The organism is Candidatus Sysuiplasma acidicola (genome assembly GCA_019721035.1).
In the GTDB taxonomy this organism is placed as follows: Archaea; Thermoplasmatota; Thermoplasmata; order Sysuiplasmatales; family Sysuiplasmataceae; genus Sysuiplasma; species Sysuiplasma acidicola.
Map to the genome: position 1 here is coordinate 1 of JAHEAA010000028.1, position 16640 is coordinate 16640.

Sequence of the window (16640 nt, forward strand, 5' to 3'; positions counted from 1 at the left end):
AGTGCTCCGCGTGCGGTAAGGTGAATCGCAAACTCGGAGCAGAGAAGGTGTGGCAATGCCAGTGCGGTGCCACACATGACCGTGACTTCAACGCAGCCAGGAACATATGGTCACGGTCGAACCCGGTGTGTCTGCCCGTGACCCGGGCAGGAGCGGGAGGCTAATGAGGCCATACAGCAATACAAAGATGCTGAGCGGAAGCCTTCAAGTCAATGTTTTCAAGCAAAAATTGACAGGGTCTAACCAAATCATATATAGTTTCGAAAAATTAGCAGTACGGGAACCGGAATCACGCGTGAGCTCGAATGAACGGTAAAACTGAAGAGTTTCGGAAAAGTGAGCCGCCAGTAAGGTTTTTCACGGTTGATGAAGCCAACGATCTTATACCGACGCTGGAGTCGAGGCTGAAGGAGTGTGACAGGATACTCCTCGAGATCAGGACGGTGGCGGAGCTTGCTGAGGATATGGAATGGTACTGGGGGGAATCGATACGCGATGATGAGAATCCGGATCGCGGCGAATATCTTAAGCTCGAGAAAGAGAAGGATGCACGGATAGGGAAATGGAATGCGGCGGTCGGGAATATAAACGCACTGGGTGTCGTTCTGAAAAATCCTGATACAGGACTGATTGACTTCTACTCCTCCAGGGAAGGGCAGGTGATCTTCCTCTGCTGGCAGAGAGGCGAGCCGGAGGTTCGCTACTGGCATACGCTGGAGGGCGGCTATGCCGGCAGGAGGCCGCTGGAATGAGCATCTCACCACCATTTAATGCTGTTCTTCAGAACGGAAACTTTCTCTGAAGGCAGGGGCTTCCTGAAAACGTACAGGTGCTCGTGCCCGATTTTGTAGAAGTCATATCCATGTCCCTTCCATCTCTGCCTCCCGCTCGATGTTCCGTGCTGTATCTTGATTATGTCCTCCTTGAGCACGAAGCCTGCGGCCATGAATGAATTGAGCACTCCTATGCTGATGGGAACATAATGCCTCCTGTTTCTGGTATCACCTATCAGCACTGCACAGTATCTCCCTTCACCGAGTATCCGAAAGGCTTCCGATGCTACCGTTCTCATCGAATCCAGGAAATCGCGCAGATTCAAGTTAGACAGGTCTCCTGCCACCGATGAGCCGCCGTATTTGATGATGCCGCAGTAAGGCGGATGAATCAGCACAAGATGCGCTGATCCGTCAGCAAGCAGGTCGAGATTCCTCGCATCCCCGACGAACACTTCTTCACGTCTAGATCGCGCTTTCACTCCGGGCACACCGAAGTCGAGTCTGTTCATTGCAACCATGGCAGCGGCTGGATTAATATCCACGCCTATCCCCTTCCTTCCGAGCAGCGCACATTCTACGAGCGTGGTTCCGCTGCCGACCATCGGATCGCACACCGTTTCACCTGGTGAGCTGTATTTCAGAATGAGATTCCTGGGTATGTACGGACTCCAGTTCCCTCTGAAATTGCCGCTGTGCGTTGCCCAGTCGCCGCGATCACGGAAGCTCCAGACCGTCCATTCTTCCGGAACATACCCTTCTGGCTCGTATTTGTCTGGTTCTTGTCTCCTGGCAAGATCAATGCTTACATTTCCTACTGTGACGCAATCATTCCTCTTCATGAATTCAGTATATTCCCTGCGCGTGATCCTCTTCATTGAGCGCAACCGGCCGCGATCTGTTTCCTGCATAATTGTGGCGGGGGTATCCGGATCGTTCCTTTTAACTGAAACGCTCAACCCCCGCAGTCTCCTTTGTTATCTCCCTGCCGCGATCGTGCCCATGGTGCCTGCCGCTGGGCGTCGTTTTACATCGTGTTGCAGATTGTGATTAACGCGCGCAATCTGATGTGCCGGACGGAATACTGCAGATTACTTCTTCCTTGCCTTAATGTGCGAACTGTGATATTCGAACGAAAATTTTCCGATATTTGAGGACGATACATGTTCGATGGACACGTCTTCAAATCCTGCCTTTTCAAGCATGCTTCTATAAGCCTGCTCAGTCAGGCCGCCGCTTATGCAGGCCGACCACGAATCCATGTTCTTCTTCTCAGTTTCAGGTATTTCAGCGTCCAGCGTAACATCCGCAACGGCGAACATGCCGCCTCTCTTCAGCACCCTGAAAGCCTCCATGAAGACTGCCGATTTGTCCGGAGAGAGATTGATCACGCAGTTGGATATCACGTAATCGACGCTGTCCGATGCAATCGGCAGGCACTCAATCTCACCGAGTCTGAACTCGGTGTTAGAATACTTGTCCACGTACTTCTCGCGCGTGGCTCTCGCTCTCCAGATCATTTCCGGCGTCGCGTCAACGCCGATGGCCCTGCCGCCTGGTCCCACCAGCTGTGATGCCCTGAACACGTCTATACCGCCTCCACTGCCTAGATCCAGTACTGTCTCACCCGGCTTCGGTGTTACCAGGAGCATGGGCGAGCCACAGCCTGCGTTGATTGATGAGGCCTCTGCCGGCACGGTGTCCCTGCTTTCACGGCTGGAGCCTCCGCAACATCCATCGTCCTCTCCGCAACATTTCCCTGTTTCCGGCGTTGTTGCGAGCTTGGAATATCTTTCTTTCACAATGCTTCGGATTTCCAGTTCTCCTGCTCCTTTCATGCGAATTCCTCCTTCATTGAAAACATTTTCCAATTGAATCTGATTCAATTCCGTATGATTTTCTGTGATTTTCCGGTGCAGCACCGTTTTCACATGGAATCACAAGTGCGGGAGAGCATGGCAGCTTCCTTCTCATCAGCATGTCCGCGACTTTCTTGGCTGTGCTTCTCCTGCCCACATCCTCTATTACGATCCTCTTCCCTGTCTCGGCAGCAAATTTCCTCGCCCGCTCAACAGCTCTTGCCTGCTCGTCATCCAGGCGCAGCCTGTCACTCCTGGGCAGCTCGCTATACAGCATGCGCTTGGATCTGGCATATGTTATTCCGCTCATCGTGACGGAAGTTGGAATGTTTACCTCGGTAATGGCATATGGCACTCTTTTTACGCGCCTGCTTTTCACGACTATTCTTATTTCATCTGTGCTGCATTTTTCTGTCATACAATCTACTACTTACTGTAAGAAGTAGATAACTATATATGTCTAATCTGACTTCTGCTGACAAGAGACAGTATGAAAGCGGTGACTGACGCAAAAAGAAGCTCAGAGCAGATTCCGGGCGAGTTGTCGCAGGTCAGGGAAAGAGCCGTTTCCGGACTCAGGGAACTCGGACTTTCCAGCTATGCTGCGAAGGCATTTGTGACTATTCTGGAGCGTCAGCCAGTTTCAGCAGGAGGGATATGCGAGATCAACGGCACACCCGATTCCAAGATTTACTATGCTTTGAAGGAACTCGAAGACAGAGAACTTGTGATGGCACAGCACGGCACTCCCAGCGTTTATATGATTTCGAATGCACCGGGGCTGCTTCACGGGTTGGAGCAGGGTATACAGGCAGAGCATCGTCGGAGGATGGAGACGCTCCGCGAACTCGAGAGATCCATGGAAATGCTTGCCGACCGGAGGAAGATGTATGCACTCTCCTCTGTGGAAATAGCCTACGTCGTGAAGGGATTCAGAGGCGTCGTGGATATGATGAAGGAGTCGGTGGCCGAAGCACGCAAAGAGATAGTCCTTATGGCTGCAGACGAACGGCTGGTGAGTTCCCTCATCGAGTCGCTCAGGGAAGCACGCGACAAGCGCGGTGTAAACGTAGATATCGCATTTGGCGGCAAACTTGCCAAATCAGCTGAATTCAAGGACTGGCGCAGTCATTCAAAGGCACTGATATGCAACTGCAACGTGATTATTGCAGACTCGAGAAAGTTGGTTACCGCGGAGCTCGACGACCAGGAGAATCAATACGGCATCGTGACGCGCAATCAGAGCATGATCGAGTTGATGATGAAGTCATTTGAGAATCCCAGATGCTGTGTGTAATCTTCTGCGAAGTGAAGTGCCGTTGCCGGCGACCAGTCCACGCGGGACTCGGCCGCCTGCATGAATGTTATCCTGACTCGCGTATTGAGGTACGCTTATCTGCCGATAATTTCCTGCCCGTCCATGGCCTCCAGCCACTTCTTGCCCCATGAGCCCATGGCGTCGAGCATCGGGCCAAGATCCTGTCCCTTGGGCGCCAGCGTATAACGAACCTTGAAGGGCCTTATGCTGATGACCTCACGCACAACTATGCCGTCTGTTTCCAGCGATTTGAGTGTCTTGGAAAGCGTCTTCGAATTCAGGCTGGTTGCTCTGAGAAGATCGTTGAAGCCCATTCCTTTCATGCTCAAGTATCTGATGACTATGAGTTTCGCTTCGCTTCCCAGCGCTCTGATCGTTCCAACGACCGGACACAACTCGACGGCGGCAATGTTTTTTACGGATTGACTTGCTGTCACTGGATTACCACATCTTCACTTACTGGTTTTAATAGTTTCCTTATTCTACGAGCTTTACAAATGGAAGTGAAATCATGGCAAGACTGGTTAAGCATGAAAGAAACAAACCGTACCCTGTGGAAGCGAAAGCAGGCGAAACGATATACATATGTGCATGCGGGTTGTCAAAAAACAAACCTTACTGCGACGGCAGCCACAAGGCAACAGTTTCGGAACAGCAGGGCGAGCTGTATGTCTACGATGAACAACAGAAAGCAAAGGTAATAAATCACTACTGACGGAATCTGTGTTCGGCGTAGCCAAACCTCTTCCATATTTCCTGTTTTATAACTATGCAGGTGTCGGGATTTGAACCCGACTTGTTGGCTCTCCTCCATGATGGTGGAAGGCCAAAATCCTAACCAGACTAGATTACACCTGCCCGTCTGTGCTCATCAGCCACATTTAAACGGAGATATTATCTTTTCCGGACATGGCGTTCATCTGACCCCATACTCGTCCCGCCTGTCAACAACAGTGCGTCTTAAACTCCATGTCCGCATCTCAGACAGTATTGTGAACAGGCTAAAGTTTAATATCCCCCCGTAATGTTTTGTCGGATTATATGGAATTCAAGGTTATTAGCGAAAAGGAGAAAGAAATCGAAATCGGTGCCATTGGTGCCGACGACACTCTCATCTATCCTCTTCTGACTGAAATACTCAAGAATGAAAAGGTTGTTGAGGCCAAATATGTCAAAGGGCATCCAGACCTTGACGTTCCTTCTCTCGTGGTAAGGGTCAGTTCAGGAGATCCGAGGAATGCCCTCAAGAAGGCAGCGGAGAATCTGAACGGAAACTTCTCAGACCTCAGAAAGAAGGTTGAGAAGAATTTGCGTTAGGCTTATGCAGAAACCAGAGCCGTCTCCAGTCGAGCAAGAACTTGGAATGCATGTCTACCTGACCGGTTCCGACGGCGTCGGAGGCTCAATAAAGAATGAAGTTGAAGACTTCATTGTCGATGAAATCCCTCTCCTTCCAGCCTCACGTGATGACGGTCACTTTCTGATATGCAGAGTCACGTCAACAAACTGGGAGACAAACAGGCTGATAAGGGAAATTTCAAGGAGACTGCAGATCAGCAGGAAGCGTATTGGTTTTGCAGGAACGAAGGACAAGAGGGGCGTAACATCACAGTACATGAGTTTTGAGGACGTGGATGTTGCAGCTGTCTCCTCGCTCCGGATAAGCGACGTCAGCGTAGATGCGGTGCAGCGATCGCCCAGGGCGCTGTCTCTAGGCGATCTCCTCGGCAACAGTTTTCGTATCAGGATCAGGGAATGCAGATTTTCGGGCAGGTTGCTTGAAGAGAAGGCCGAACGTGTGCTGTCAGAAATCAGAGGTGCCGGCGGTTTTCCCAATTTCTTCGGAATACAGCGATTCGGAAGCCTCAGACCCAACACCCATACTGTCGGCCTGAAGATCGTCAGGAGGGATTTCGAAGGAGCAGTTCACGCTTATGCGGGAACGCCTTCTGACAGGGAGGGTGAGGAGGTGAGGGAGGCAAGGATGCTCTTTGACAGCGGGGCACCTGCCGGGGAAGTGCTGAAATCAATGCCAAGGGTCATGGTTTTTGAGAGAATACTCCTGGAACACCTTGACTCCAATCCCGGGGACTTTGTCGGCGCACTAAGGAAACTTCCCCAGAATCTGCTGATGATGTTTGTCCACGCTCTTCAGGGAAAACTGTACAATGAGATGATTTCCGAACGCGTGAAGAAGGGCGTACCGCTCAACAGAGCTGTAGTCGGAGACATCGTGCTGGCATCGACCGAGCACGGTCTTCCTGACCGTGATCGCAGGATTGACGTCAGCGCCACAAACATCGACGCCGTCAACCACCAGATCGGTATGGGAAACGGTTTCATCTCGGCCCTGCTGCTTGGATGGGAATCTGTATTTGCCGGCGGTCCGCAGGGAGAGATAGAGAGAGAAGTTGCGGAAAGGAACTGCCTCTCCGGGCAGGACTTCATCGTCCCTGAAATAGGTGAGTGCTCTTCTTCAGGATCGAGGCGCGAGATACTGGCTCCGGTGAAGGCTGTCAGCGTGCACGCCGACGGAAACGATCTCCTGCTCGAATTCAGTCTGTTCCGCGGGACCTATGCCACTTCACTGCTCAGGGAGATAATGAAGTGACATCCTCCCCAGTATGAATACGGTGGCTTCCTGCCGAAGAAACCGTGGCGGTTCGTGCTTCAGCGGGAACAGCCGGAGGGACACTGGAGGGACTCAGGAGAACCGTCTGATCTGACGTTCACTCCACACACGTGATTTCGGGCATGCCATGCCATGCTTTCCTGGGCATATCCAGGCATTGTAACATATTTGTCACCCGCTTTCATCTTCCCATTACAATTGGAGCGCTTCATGATCGCTTTCATAACGTCACAACGCTGCATCGGAACTTTCGCTCTCTTCCCCGGCAAGTATGACGCCGCAGTTTGGACAGAAGCCTCCGGTGCCTGAGAGGCAGTCATCGCAGACGTTCGTCCGGCATGCACTGCACTCCCCCATCGCTTCCCTGCCGTGATACAGGCATTTTTCGTCTTCCGGTTCCGGCAGCGATTCTCCACTGCCGCCGCTCCCTCCGTAATATTGCTCCATTAGTTCCCTTCTCGCCTCATAAGGATCATATTCCTGTTCCGTGGACTCGACCGCGGGAGGTGAAACGCTGACGTAATCGGTGCGGTAACCGGTTTTGCCCATTGCAGCAAGACTGCCAAGTATGAGTCGTGCCGTATAGATGCCTACACCAAGGTTGGTAACGATACCGACGAGTGTCCTGTCCTCGCCTTTCAACCTCGTGGCCTTCTTCATGAGTTTCTCAAACCTGGCATCCTCTACGCCTTCAAGCAGCCCCATCTGCTGCACTTTCCTGATGTATTCGAGTATCTGCTTGCATTCATCAATCGTATAGGAAGGGAAGCCGACGGCTATGTCGCACAGCCGTATTCCCGAAGACACACCCGCATCGTTTCTGAAGCACTTCTGCATCACTGCGGCCGATCGCTCTTCCAGCGACTCCCAGCCGGCGTCGCCGGCCATGGGCACCGTCAGTGATGTGGGCTCCTGTATTGCCTCGAACGCCTCATCAATCCCGTCCATCGGGATCTTGCATACTGAAAATGCCTCTTCTCTAGTCGGCACCCTGCCGATCTCGTATTCCAGCTTCATAAGTGCCCGGGCATTGTCCTCCGCCTTGACTCTCCTCTCAGCGGCCACACAGAGATCCCACTTCTCCCGGGCTTCCGAATTTTCCGGATTGAGCTCAAGCGATTTCGACAGAGCCTCCTTCGATGCCTTCAGATTCCCTTCTTCAAGGTGCATTTTCCCAAGCTCAAACCATGCCTTGTCATGTGTGCCGTCCAGTCTGACCGCTTCTTCAAATGCCTTCTTTGCCTCTGAAGCGAGTCTCTGTTTGTGGAGTACAAGTCCGAAGTAGAACCAGCCGGCAGCATTATCGGGTTCCTTTTTTGTAAACTCGTTGAGCGACATGGTTGCGGACGAGTATCTTTCTAGGTTGTATTCGCATACCCCTCTGCCAAGCAGGGCATCCGTTCTGCCCTGCTCAAGTTTGGATGACTTGTTGTATGAGTCCAGAGCTTCGGTGTATCGTCCGGCCTTCAGCAGACAGTCTCCCCTGTTCTTGTAGATGCTCGCATTGCATATGCCTGCCGCAAGTGCGCCGTTGAAAATTTCAAGTGCCTGTGCGTGTCCCCCGTCAATCATCAGCAGATTCCCCTTCAGTTCAAGCGCCACAGGATCTTTCGGATTGAGTTCTAGCGCTATGTCTATCGAGCGTTCCGCTTCGTTGTACCGCTGCATGGACATGAGTATCTTTGCCCGCATATCCACATTGGCCGAAGAGCCTGGATCAGCCTGCATGGCTCTGTCCGCGTATTCCAGCGCATCGCTGTACCTCTTCATCTCGCTGTAAATAGCAGCGACCATTCCGAGTACGACGGGCGCATCACTCTTGCCCTTCAGGAAGTCAAGGAGCATTTTCAGCTCTTCGGCGTATCTCCCCTGCCTGTGAAGAACAGACGCCTTTCCCGTGACGCTTTGTTCGTCCTTTCCAAATTCTTCCATTGCCTTCTGGAATGTATCCAGCGCTTCTACATGCCTTCCGCTGCTTTCGAGCATATGCCCCTTTTCAAGAAGGAGTTCCCTGCTAGCTCCCTTTCCGCCCAGCATCATGTCTATGGTCTTCACAACAGAGCTGGCATCGTTTCTGGCTGCATACGCTGTCTTCAGCGCGCCGAGCATCTCCATATCCCTCTTTTCAGCTGCGCAGGATTCCAGTGACTTTATGCCCTCATCATAATTCTTCAGCGCAATCATTGACAGACCGCGCATCTTCCATGCCGTGAAATTCTCTCTGTCCTTTTTGATGATACTTTCGGACATGCCTATACAGTTCTGATATTGCTCAGCGCTGTAGTAGAAGGCGGCACATTCTTCGCGGGCGCTTATCGAATCGCCGAACATTCTCTCTATCAGCTGTATCTCGGAAGCAGCCTCTTCAGTCCTTCCCATCGACTGCAGAAGTCTCGCCTTGCTGATGTAAACACGCTCGTCCGTCGAGCCGAAGCCAATCGCCCTGTTGTAGTGCTGTAGCCCGTCCTCTTTCCTGCTCTGCATGATCAGTGCTTCAGCAACCTTTATCTCTGCTAGTTTTGCCGGGTAGCCCAGAACCATGGATTTTTGAGCTGCCTCAATCGCACCGTCTGATCTTCCAATCTTGAGCAGAACCTCCGACTGAAGGTATCTCCCTTCCGGTGTTTCCCTGTTAGAAAGCGATTTTTCAATCGCTTTGAGTGAACCCTCTCCGTCGCCGCTCTCCAGTCTGATCTTTGCCAGCCTGTATATCAGTCCGTACGGGACGTGCAATCCGCTCTCCACTGCGTTTGAAAGAACTTCTTCCTCTTTCCGGATGTAGCCATGCCGTGCATAAAATGAACTGAGCAGTTCCAGTGCCTCCGGAGAGCCGTCTGCGTCGTACATCTGCCTGTAACATTTTTCACTCTGCTTCAATCTGCCGAGTTTTTCAAGCGCTGTTGCTCTGTCGTTGAGTATATGCCTCTCTCTGACACCCATTGAAATCAGCGTCTGCGAAGCGCCGAGAGCGAGTTTGTCGTCTCCTTCTGCCTTTGCCACTTCCAGCAGCGTGGACACCGCGTTCCTTCCTCCTTTGTTCAGGACTCTGTGCCCATATGCGCCGATGGCCTCTTTGCCCATGTTGCGGAAGAACATCGCCTGCATTTTTGTGCTCAGAGCCTCATCATCGTTCATATTCGTCGAGAGTATGCTGTCGGCAATCTTTTCCGCCTCATCCATCCTTCCGGTTTCCCTCAGCGACTTCATTCTCGTCAGTGCAAATCTGTCATGCTTCTGGAAGTGTCCGTCCAGATATGACAGTGCCTCATCGTATTTTGAAAGGGCCATGAGAGCGCCCACCCTCATCTCCATTATTTCAGATGCGGGTTTGCCGTAGTGTTCAGCGATTTCAGTGGAATGTAATGTGAAATTATTGCAGTCTCTGCTGCCTGCAAGCATAGTCAGCCCATTTATTGTCTTAAGTGCTGTGTCAGGTTCCACTCCGTTTTGATTTTTCATGGACTCGAGTACTTCAACAGCCCTCTCTTCTCTTCCGGTCATAAGGCATGTTCTGCAGAATGCTGCGAGCAGATCAAATCCCCCTGCTCCCTGTTCCACAGCAGAAGAAAGGTGCAGGTACGCTTCGCTGTATTTTCCAAGCTGCGTCTCCACGAGGCCGAGGGCTATCCCTGTCTCAATGTCATTTCTCTTCTCTATTGACCTCAGAAGCAGTTTTTCCGCCTTGACCGGTCTTTTCAGATCGGCGTAGGCCACGCCGGCGGATTTCAGTATGCCTGGCGATTCCCTGTTGAACCGCATCAGTTTCCTGTAAATTTTCAACGCTTCCACTGCTTCTCCTCTGTGCAGTAGACTGTCTGCCTTCAATCTCAGGAATTCTACTTCTTCAGACGGAGTTTTTGAAAGCGCCAGAAGTGCCTCTATCGCCCCGCTATCATCACCTTCAGCTCTCACCGCATTGCGGAAAGCCTCCTTTGCTCCCTGCTCGTCCCCCTCTGCGTTTCTGAGTTTTCCGAGAAGGCGGTGATAGGAAGCTGGAGAGTCCTTCCAATGTTCGTCGTTCAGCATCTGTCCGGATTCTTCAAGTCTTCCCAACGATATCAGTGCGTCGACAAGGATTTCCCTGTCTCCTGCCGTGAGATGCTCTTCCGGTATGATTCTGATGAACTTTACTGCGTACTCTGCCTCGCCGGCGTTCGTGCTGCGTTGTGCCAGGCGCCTTGCAAAATCGTACAGTCTTGTCTCATCCACGAACCCTCTTGTCGCACCAAGACACGAGTAAAGCTTACCGCACATCCTGTGGCCCGGAAGAGAATGTCCTGCCTTTGCAGTGTATCTCTCCAGCACCGATATTGATTCGATTGCCGCGTAGTACTTTTCATCTGATCGCATCATCCCATCCCTGACACGTATTTGTCTGACGATCGTCAGCTTACATGGCATAGGGAGTAATAATATATTTGCACGTTCGTTTGCGTCAGTCCCTCGACGATTACCGGTAATTGTATCATTTTGACCTGGCCCTGTTCCCGCGGTCAGTTGCTTTATTGCGAGCTGCCAATCCGTGATGGTCCTCTGCGAAGGCTGCGGAAAAGGTTGTTCAGCCCTAGTCTGTTCTGCTCACAATTCTTCTGTATAAAATGGCAAGTGTCCAGTCAAAGAGCACGCCAAGTTTGCTCCTGAGTGTGCTTATTAGTGCAATGTGCACGAATCTCCAGGCGATCCAGCCGGCAAAACCACGAACGAATATGCCGTTTCCAAACAATGCCACCCCCTCAAATCTTCCCAGAGACAGCATCACTCCCCTGTCTCTGTATTTGAACGCTTCATCCGCACCTCCGCCTCTTCCGGATATGCTCAGTGCAATGTGACGTCCAGCAAATTTTCCTTCCTGCACTGCTGTCGACGCAGTAGCCGGCAGCGCATGCCCGTCCGCACCGGTAACGTAAGAACAATCACCCGCCACGTAAACGTGCGTGTCGGAAGGCAGCCTGAGCTTCTCGTCCACAAGCAGTCTTCCGTCTTTATTCTGCACTCCGCTTCCGGCTAAATCTGATATCACTTTGCCTGGTTTGATTCCCGCTGTCCACACCACTGTTGCAGCACGAATACGCGTTCCGTCCTGCAGCTTTACGCCCTCTTCGTCAATCGAAGCAACTTTCGCCTCAAGTTTCAAAGTAACTCCCTTTCTCTGCAATACACGCGTACAGACATCGGAAATCCTTTCATCCAAACCGGGTGCGAGTCTCCTGTCAGCCTCTAAAAGTATGATGCTGGAACTCTTCCTCATGTCCAGCCTTTCATAATAGTTGCCCAGAATTCCGAGGTAATCCGCTATCGTTCCCGCAAGCTCAATGCCGGATGCGCCACCGCCCGCTATGACAACAGTAAGCAGCTTTCTCCGCTCATCATGGGTAACCGTTCCGACAGAAGCACTCTCGACACACCCCAGAAGTCTGTTACGAATCGCCTCACCATCCTTCAGTTTTTTCAGAAAGAGTGCATGCTCTCTCACTCCGGGCAATCCAAAATCGTTTGATTCGGAGCCGGTGCAGAGAATGAGATAATCAAATACGACATCTGCTACGTCTGTCCGCACTAATCTGAGCTCAAGGTCCACGCTCTTCACAACTCCTTCGATAAACTCAATTCCATATCTGCCTGCCCAACCCCGGACGGGCTGTATGACGTGGTATGGATCGGCGAGACCTGAGGCAACCTGATAAAGGAGAGGCGAGAAAAGATGGTAATTCCTGTCGCTGATTAAGGTTACTCTGATTTTTCTCAATCTTGCGGCCCTGCTTGCCGATAGAGTCTTAGCTGCCTCTATACCCGCAAAGCCTGCACCCAAAATCACGACATGTTTCGCATCCTCTTTCAGACTGTTCACTCTCTGCACCGCGCATACCTTTCAGGCAAGTGTTACAGAAGCACAAATGACGGTTTTCAGTAATCGAACTTCTCCCTGAATAGGGCAGTCGCGTAATGTATTGCCTGCGAGCTTTTGATCTTCGGCGGCATCGGCCTTTCTTGCGGGTCAGCCATTATCTCTACCAATGCCGGCTTCCCCGAATCAATTGCAGCCCTGATCGCTTTCCTGACCTCACCGGGTTCTGTCACTCTAATGCCGAAACCTCCGCAAGCTATTGCATAGTCTGCATAATTCGGGTTGTGCAGCTCGATGCCAAACTCCGGGTGACCCATTACCTCCTCTTCGAACTTGATCATTCCAAGAATGCCGTTGTTTATTACTACGACGACTATCGGTAACGAGTACTTCACTGCCGTATTGAAGTCGCCCATGAGCATGGTGAAGCCGCCGTCACCCGCAAAGGCTGCCACTCTCTTGGCGGGATTGGAAAGCGCTGCTCCTATTGCTGAAGGCAATGCCACGCCCATGCTTCCCAGCCAGGGGGAAAATATGAATTTATGTCGTCCGGATTTGAAGTAACGGGCAATCCACACCGTCACGTTACCCACATCTACACAGACTATCGCGTCATCAGGAAGCTCTTCCTGAAGCGCTCTCGCTGCGATCTGCGGCCTGATCGGCTTTCTCCCGTCAGCACAATCGTCGTCGATTTTCTCCTTCCATTTAACCATCTCCTTTCTGTAACGCTCAAGAAATTCCTTTTTGTCCCTCGCTTTTACAAGCTTCAGAAGCCGTTCAATCGTGTCACGCGCATCACCGAGCAGTGCGACATCAACCTGTTTTCTCTTTCCAATCTTACCCGGGTCGAGATCAATCTGAATTGTCCTTGCTTTTTCCGGGAGGAATTGAGTGTACGGATAGCTCGTACCAACCATCAGTAGCGTGTCGGCCTCTTCCATCGCATTCTGACTGGGTCTAGTGCCTATCAGCCCCAGCCCTCCAAGACAATTGGGGTGATCATCGGGAATGCACCCCTTTCCGGGAAGTGTTACACAGATGGGAGCTCCTATTTTTTCTGAAAACTCAATAAGAATGTCTCCCGCTGCGCGTGCGCCGCTTCCAGCCAGTATAATGACATTCTTTCCGTTGTTCAACAGATCTGCCGCTTTTCCGAGATCTGCATCTCCGGCAACTGGCTTCGCTTCAGTGTAAGTTACCGAAGTCTCCTGTGCTGACCTGGACACTTTTCTGCGTGGTATGTCAAGGGGAAAGGAAATGTGTGATACGCCTCTCATTGAAACCGCATTCCGGCAGGCTGTTTCAATTACCACCTCTGCATCGTCCGGAGAAGCGATTCTCTGATTGTACACGGAAACGTCGGAGAAGAGCCGGAGCAGATCGATTTCCTGAAAGTAATCCGTTCCTATAAGATCAGAGTCGACCTGCCCTGTAAGTGCAATCACCGGTACTCTTGATGTCTTCGCTTCATAGAGTCCGTTGAGCAGGTGTATGGATCCGGGTCCTGCAGTTCCAACGCATGCGGCTAGTTTTCCACTAAGTTTCGCCTCCGCCGAAGCTGCAAAGGCGCCTGCCTCTTCGTGCCTTACGAGTATGAATTCAATATCCTTGCTTTTCCTGATTGCATCCATTATTGTGTTTATCGCGTCGCCCGGGATGCCGTATACCCTCTTCACTCCCCATCCTGTGAGTCTTTCCACAACTATATCCGCTACCGTCTTGCCGAAAACCATCGAATCATCCATTCTCGGAGTAAAGAATGACTCTTTCCAATAAACAGTTTCGCAATAATAGCGATAACCCTGTTTGACCCATTTCAGGGCTGACGAACAGTGTCTAACGGGGTGAATTATTGGCGGAACAGGCGGCGGGCCCGTTCAACAATAATTTTTAACTACTGCCCGGTTCTACAACCACAAACAGGAGGCTTGGTTGTAACTGTTTTCGTTGATATTCCTGATCAAGAACAGGATTAAAGGTGTTTTCAGCAGCAGAAAAGCCGCAATCCTGATCGCCTTTGCAACCATTGTGGTTTCAGTCGGCACAGTAGCCTTCTATTATGTCGAACCTGTCCTCCCTTCAGGGCAGAAAAATAGTTTCTTTCTCTCACTCTACTGGACGATCGAGACAATCACAACCGTTGGTTATGGTGATATTTACCCCAGCAACACAATGGCAAGATTTGTCTTCTTCTTCGTGATCCTGTTCGGTATAAGCTCCTATGCACTTATAGCAACTGAAGTATCTGCCTGGGTAATCGACAAAAAGTTTATGGAATTCAGGGGTCTGCATCGTATGACTATGGACGAACACATAATTATTGTGGGCTACAACGACTCGACCAACGAGCTGATAAAGCAGCTCAGAGCGCATAACGCCGAATATGTTGTTGTCGATGACAGCACAGATGCATCAACGCTCAAGTCAAACGGCATCGTGGCGATATCGGGGAATCCGCTCTCTACGGACACACTGAAGAGGGCCGGAATAGAAAATGCGAACATACTTGTTATATCCGATCAGGCAGACGAACTGGCAATCATGGTAACGCTGAAATCCAGGGAACTTAATCCGTCGGTCAAGGTAATTGCGTCATGCTCACGGTTCGAGGATTTCGACATCATGAGAGATGCTAAGATTGATTCCGTGATTCCACTTTCAAAGATGCATGGCGGAATGCTCGCGAATGCTGTACTTGACTCGGGAGGGGCCGGTTTCCTGATGGATCTTGTCACGGAGGATGCAGGCATCGGCCTCGGTGAAGTACAGATAAGCGAGGAGACAAAACTCTCTTCGTTGAGTCTGCAGGCAAATGAGAGGGCGATCGCGCTCGTGAGGGATGGAACGACATCAGCTGTACTCGACAGCTCAACGAATTTAAAGCCTGGCGATTTAGTAATAACGCTTCATTCCGCTGATAGAAAGATGTCGCAACAGGGTAGATGAGAACTGCCGTGCTGTGTACTTGCCTGCATACTCGCACCCGTACGTCAACTCTAAATGTGTGTCTGTGTGTCACCGCGCAGGCCCAGACTGCCAGCGCAAAATATTTTCCAATGCTGCGCAATTCTCCGGTTTGCTGTTTGCCCACAGAGACTATTACGTGGTGCATTACCTTTTTTGCATAACAAGAATATTGTCAGCAGTGGGTTCGACGCGCCCGGATTGAACATTCTATCTCCTCCTGTACCGTACAGGCATTTTGATAATGATGCGTAGCAAATCGAATATCTCCGCAATTACCCGTTCCTCCTGAGCACTTCGGCCTCCTGACGGTCGTTGAAGAATGAAGGCATGTACCACCGGGAGTCGGCCTGGGCCTGCCGAAGCAGGTCTGACAGAAACCGCCTGTGCTGCGAATGTAACCGGTACTCTGCAATCTTCTTTGCGCAAGTCCCACTTAATGGAATCTGCCATCCGAGACCCGAAAGGTATATAGAAGGGGAACATCTTCGACGGTAAGCCCCCAGTCGGGCCGAAGGGGAAGTTCTCCCCGAATTTACCTCTGAAGGTCGCCGGAATCCAAAGGATTCGGGCGGAATCATTGGGAAAATTTAAGAGCTAGATCCGACGTAGTATAAGGGCGCGTGCACTCGGCGAGTAACTTCACCGAGGAAGTGGAGAGACCCGGAATCTGTGGAAGGCAGGTTTCGTGGTCGGTGATGCCAGTCAATTGCAGTCTGGACGTGTGCAGAGCCGATAGCCAGTGGTTAGCTACGCCGTTTGGTGGATGGCTAGGCTCGGGAGCCGAAGAAGGCCGTGCCAAGCAGCGATATGTGCCGGGTAGGCGCAAGGAGCCGTTGATCCGGCAATCGCCGAATGGGACTTCCTGCCTTTTAGGCAGTCCGTAAGGACAGGGAACGCAGGGAATCGAAGCATCCTAGTACCTGCAGGAAAAGAAATCAATCGAGATGCCGTTATTAAGGGCGACCGAAAGCGGCACAGGACAAACCGAATCCCTCCGGGTAACCGGAGGGAGATGTGGAGTTAGGACCCTGGTATTTCCTTACAATGAACTTGAAACCTGCTGGAAAGCAGTGCCATAGAGGGTGATAGCCCCGTAGGGGCAAGTTGCCGGGAAAATTCCTGGAGTTCCAGAATAACACGCATTGGATTTTGCGTGCGAAGTTGGGAGTCATAATCTTCCAATCCTAAATACTACCCGAGACCGATAGCGCAGTAGTAGCGTGAGCGAAAGCTGAAAAGTACC

14 protein-coding genes, 1 tRNA gene and 1 rRNA gene are annotated in these 16640 nt (G+C 51.4%); 8 read left to right on the plus strand and 8 right to left on the minus strand.

What is annotated here, in order from left to right; translation table 11 throughout:
- Nucleotides 1–164, plus strand: a 164-nt coding sequence (locus KIS30_09645; GenBank protein MBX8647001.1) for a transposase, incomplete at its 5' end; no start/stop codon positions are given.
- 141 nt (nucleotides 165–305) lie between these two features.
- Nucleotides 306–752 (plus strand): DUF2203 family protein, encoded by a 447-nt coding sequence (locus KIS30_09650; GenBank protein MBX8647002.1) that lies wholly within the window; start codon nucleotides 306–308, stop codon nucleotides 750–752.
- A 5-nt stretch (nucleotides 753–757) separates the two neighbouring features.
- Here KIS30_09650 and KIS30_09655 read toward each other — a convergent pair whose 3' ends face one another.
- From KIS30_09655 to KIS30_09665, 3 genes are all read right to left on the minus strand, one after another.
- Complete coding sequence (locus KIS30_09655) at nucleotides 758–1651, minus strand: DNA methylase (GenBank protein ID MBX8647003.1); 894 nt, start codon at nucleotides 1649–1651, stop codon at nucleotides 758–760.
- Nucleotides 1652–1864: 213 nt separating this feature from the next.
- Nucleotides 1865–2611 carry a methyltransferase domain-containing protein gene (locus tag KIS30_09660; protein MBX8647004.1) on the minus strand — a complete coding sequence of 249 codons (747 nt, stop codon included), beginning with the start codon at nucleotides 2609–2611 and terminating at the stop codon, nucleotides 1865–1867.
- 13 nt (nucleotides 2612–2624) lie between these two features.
- Nucleotides 2625–3050 (minus strand): hypothetical protein, encoded by a 426-nt coding sequence (locus KIS30_09665; protein ID MBX8647005.1) that lies wholly within the window; start codon nucleotides 3048–3050, stop codon nucleotides 2625–2627.
- 72 nt (nucleotides 3051–3122) lie between these two features.
- Here KIS30_09665 and KIS30_09670 point away from each other — a divergent pair, with 72 nt between their 5' ends.
- Nucleotides 3123–3929, plus strand: coding sequence for a hypothetical protein (locus tag KIS30_09670; protein ID MBX8647006.1), 807 nt, complete (start codon nucleotides 3123–3125; stop codon nucleotides 3927–3929).
- Nucleotides 3930–4024: 95 nt separating this feature from the next.
- On the opposite strand, the gene KIS30_09675 is transcribed toward KIS30_09670, so the two are convergent.
- Nucleotides 4025–4387: a helix-turn-helix transcriptional regulator gene (locus KIS30_09675; GenBank protein ID MBX8647007.1), complete on the minus strand. Its 363-nt coding sequence runs from the start codon at nucleotides 4385–4387 to the stop codon at nucleotides 4025–4027.
- Nucleotides 4388–4461: 74 nt separating this feature from the next.
- On the opposite strand from KIS30_09675, the gene KIS30_09680 reads away from it, so the two are divergent.
- Nucleotides 4462–4665: a CDGSH iron-sulfur domain-containing protein gene (locus tag KIS30_09680; protein ID MBX8647008.1), complete on the plus strand. Its 204-nt coding sequence runs from the start codon at nucleotides 4462–4464 to the stop codon at nucleotides 4663–4665.
- A gap of 55 nt (nucleotides 4666–4720) precedes the next feature.
- Here the strand turns inward: KIS30_09680 and KIS30_09685 are convergent.
- Nucleotides 4721–4808, minus strand: a tRNA-Gly gene (locus tag KIS30_09685).
- A 183-nt stretch (nucleotides 4809–4991) separates the two neighbouring features.
- On the opposite strand from KIS30_09685, the gene KIS30_09690 reads away from it, so the two are divergent.
- A complete protein-coding gene (locus KIS30_09690) occupies nucleotides 4992–5267 on the plus strand; it encodes a DNA-directed RNA polymerase subunit L (GenBank protein ID MBX8647009.1) in 276 nt (91 codons plus the stop codon).
- Between the two features lie 4 nt (nucleotides 5268–5271).
- The gene (truD, locus tag KIS30_09695; GenBank protein ID MBX8647010.1) at nucleotides 5272–6561 is read left to right on the plus strand and encodes a tRNA pseudouridine(13) synthase TruD; all 1290 of its coding nucleotides are present in this window, start codon (nucleotides 5272–5274) and stop codon (nucleotides 6559–6561) included.
- 249 nt (nucleotides 6562–6810) lie between these two features.
- On the opposite strand, the gene KIS30_09700 is transcribed toward truD, so the two are convergent.
- The 3 genes from KIS30_09700 to KIS30_09710 all read right to left on the minus strand — a co-directional run bounded on the left by KIS30_09700 (nucleotide 6811) and on the right by KIS30_09710 (nucleotide 14163).
- Nucleotides 6811–10983, minus strand: coding sequence for a tetratricopeptide repeat protein (locus KIS30_09700; GenBank protein ID MBX8647011.1), 4173 nt, complete (start codon nucleotides 10981–10983; stop codon nucleotides 6811–6813).
- Nucleotides 10984–11146: 163 nt separating this feature from the next.
- Nucleotides 11147–12430: an NAD(P)/FAD-dependent oxidoreductase gene (locus tag KIS30_09705; GenBank protein ID MBX8647012.1), complete on the minus strand. Its 1284-nt coding sequence runs from the start codon at nucleotides 12428–12430 to the stop codon at nucleotides 11147–11149.
- Between the two features lie 56 nt (nucleotides 12431–12486).
- Nucleotides 12487–14163, minus strand: a complete 1677-nt coding sequence (locus KIS30_09710; protein ID MBX8647013.1) for a pyruvate oxidase — start codon at nucleotides 14161–14163, stop codon at nucleotides 12487–12489.
- Nucleotides 14164–14377: 214 nt separating this feature from the next.
- Here KIS30_09710 and KIS30_09715 point away from each other — a divergent pair, with 214 nt between their 5' ends.
- Nucleotides 14378–15376, plus strand: coding sequence for an NAD-binding protein (locus KIS30_09715; GenBank protein ID MBX8647014.1), 999 nt, complete (start codon nucleotides 14378–14380; stop codon nucleotides 15374–15376).
- Nucleotides 15377–16132: 756 nt separating this feature from the next.
- Nucleotides 16133–16640: ribosomal RNA gene (locus tag KIS30_09720) — 23S ribosomal RNA — on the plus strand; the annotation flags it as partial.

Coding starts and splice junctions, on each gene's coding strand:
- KIS30_09710 (MBX8647013.1), bottom strand. CDS start 14,163: ATGGTTTTCGGCAAGACGGTAGCGGATATAGTTGTGGAAAGACTCACA.
- KIS30_09700 (MBX8647011.1), bottom strand. CDS start 10,983: ATGCCATGTAAGCTGACGATCGTCAGACAAATACGTGTCAGGGATGGG.
- KIS30_09690 (MBX8647009.1), top strand. CDS start 4,992: ATGGAATTCAAGGTTATTAGCGAAAAGGAGAAAGAAATCGAAATCGGT.
- KIS30_09660 (MBX8647004.1), bottom strand. CDS start 2,611: ATGAAAGGAGCAGGAGAACTGGAAATCCGAAGCATTGTGAAAGAAAGA.
- truD (MBX8647010.1), top strand. CDS start 5,272: ATGCAGAAACCAGAGCCGTCTCCAGTCGAGCAAGAACTTGGAATGCAT.
- KIS30_09665 (MBX8647005.1), bottom strand. CDS start 3,050: ATGACAGAAAAATGCAGCACAGATGAAATAAGAATAGTCGTGAAAAGC.
- KIS30_09655 (MBX8647003.1), bottom strand. CDS start 1,651: ATGAAGAGGATCACGCGCAGGGAATATACTGAATTCATGAAGAGGAAT.
- KIS30_09650 (MBX8647002.1), top strand. CDS start 306: ATGAACGGTAAAACTGAAGAGTTTCGGAAAAGTGAGCCGCCAGTAAGG.
- KIS30_09680 (MBX8647008.1), top strand. CDS start 4,462: ATGGCAAGACTGGTTAAGCATGAAAGAAACAAACCGTACCCTGTGGAA.
- KIS30_09670 (MBX8647006.1), top strand. CDS start 3,123: ATGAAAGCGGTGACTGACGCAAAAAGAAGCTCAGAGCAGATTCCGGGC.